Here is a 1,275-nt window from a genome sequence, read left to right on the forward strand (position 1 = left end):
CAGCAGCTTGAAAAGCACACCGGTCCTGTGATCGCCTCCACCGACTACATGAAGAACTACGCCGAGCAGATCCGCGCCTTCATCCCCAAGGGCCGCACCTACAAGGCGCTGGGCACCGACGGCTTCGGACGCAGCGATTTCCGCAGCAAGCTGCGTGAGCACTTCGAAATCAACCGCCACTACATCGTCGTGGCCGCGTTGAAATCGTTGGCCGATGAAGGCACGGTGCCCATGGCCAAGGTGGCCGAGGCCATCAAAAAATACGGCATCAAAACCGACAAGATCAATCCGCTGTACGCCTAAACGATTCCGGAGACCAACATGGCATTGATAGAAGTAAAAGTCCCGGACATCGGGGATTTCGACGAGGTGGCGGTGATCGAGCTGCTGGTGAAGGTGGGCGATTCGGTGCAGGCCGAACAAAGCCTGATCACGGTGGAGTCGGACAAGGCTTCGATGGAGATTCCTTCGTCGCACGCGGGTGTGGTCAAGGAGCTCAAGGTTCAAATGGGCGACAAGGTCAAAGAGGGCTCGGTGGTGGTGATGCTGGAAGCTGCGGGCGCCGCAGCAGCACCAGCGTCCGCGCCCGCTGCGGCTGCGGCCGCACCGGTAGCAGCCGCTCCGGCCGTGGCGGCACCAGCACCCGCTGCCGCACCTGCCGCCGCAGGTCCGGTGGAAGTCCACGTGCCCGACATCGGCGACTTCAAGGACGTGGCGGTGATCGAGGTATTGGTCAAGCCCGGTGACAGCATCAAGCTGGAGCAAAGCCTGATCACGGTCGAGTCGGACAAGGCCTCGATGGAGATTCCCTCGTCGGTTGCGGGTGTCTTGAAAGAACTCAAGGTCAAGGTGGGTGACACCGTCAACATCGGTGACCTGCTGGCGATTCTGGAAGGCTCGGCCAGCGCCCCCGCTGCAACCGCCCCGGTTGCCGCCGCTGCGGCGCCTGCAGCAGCACCCGCCGCCGCAGCAGCGCCGGTGTCTGCAGCCGTTGCAGCCCCGGCCCACAACCCCGGCACGGCGCCGGTGGGTCTGCCACACGCCTCACCCTCGGTGCGCAAGTTCGCGCGCGAACTCGGTGTTCCGCTGGGCGATATCCAGGGCAAAGGCCCCAAAGGCCGCATCACCCTGGACGACGTACAAGCGTTTACCAAAGCCGTGATGAGCGGCGCTGTGCAAACCAAAGCCCAGGCCGCCAAAGCGCCGGCCGGTGGTGGCGACGGTGCCGGTCTGGGCCTGATCCCCTGGCCCAAGGTGGACTTTGCCAAGTTCGGC

1 protein-coding gene and 1 pseudogene are annotated in these 1,275 nt (G+C 63.9%); both read left to right on the forward strand.

Going from position 1 to position 1,275, the window contains the following annotated elements:
• A pseudogene (gene aceE / locus ABYB95_RS23670) lies at positions 1–303 on the forward strand (pyruvate dehydrogenase (acetyl-transferring), homodimeric type); the annotation flags it as partial.
• Positions 304–321: 18 nt separating this feature from the next.
• Positions 322–1,275: biotin/lipoyl-containing protein (locus tag ABYB95_RS23675; protein ID WP_372662878.1), on the forward strand; the 954-nt coding region annotated here is incomplete at its 3' end.

Origin of the sequence: Hydrogenophaga sp., from assembly GCF_041633695.1 — a bacterium.
GTDB lineage: Bacteria > Pseudomonadota > Gammaproteobacteria > Burkholderiales > Burkholderiaceae_C > Hydrogenophaga.